This window comes from Brevundimonas sp. P7753 (genome assembly GCF_013386595.1).
Lineage (GTDB): Bacteria > Pseudomonadota > Alphaproteobacteria > Caulobacterales > Caulobacteraceae > Brevundimonas > Brevundimonas bullata.
On the sequence record NZ_JACARP010000268.1, the window covers coordinates 1 to 308 of the forward strand.

The 308-nt window shown below is 61.0% G+C and carries 1 pseudogene; it reads right to left on the minus strand.

Annotation, left to right across the window (positions count from 1 at the left end):
* Positions 1-237, minus strand: a pseudogene (locus tag HX774_RS19525) (porphobilinogen synthase); the annotation flags it as partial.
* Positions 238-308: the final 71 nt, after the last annotated feature.

A 308-nucleotide genomic window follows, 5' to 3' on the forward strand; every position in this document is an offset into this window, starting at 1 on the left:
CGCCAGCACTGGAATGCCAAGCTGCACGCACTGCTCTGCCACGCCCAACAGCACATCGATCGACACGCGCTCCACGCCCGGCATGGACGGCACGGCTTGGCGCACATTGGTGCCTTCCAGGATGAAGACGGGGTAGATGAGGTCGTCGGGAGTGAGGCGCGATTCGCGCATCATGCGGCGGGAGAAATCGTCGCGGCGCATGCGGCGCGGACGATGGTCGGGGAAGCTCGCGATCATTTCAGCAGACCCTAAGAACACACTGTGAAGTTTCGAAACCTTTGTCGCGATTATCCATCCTATGCACGGAC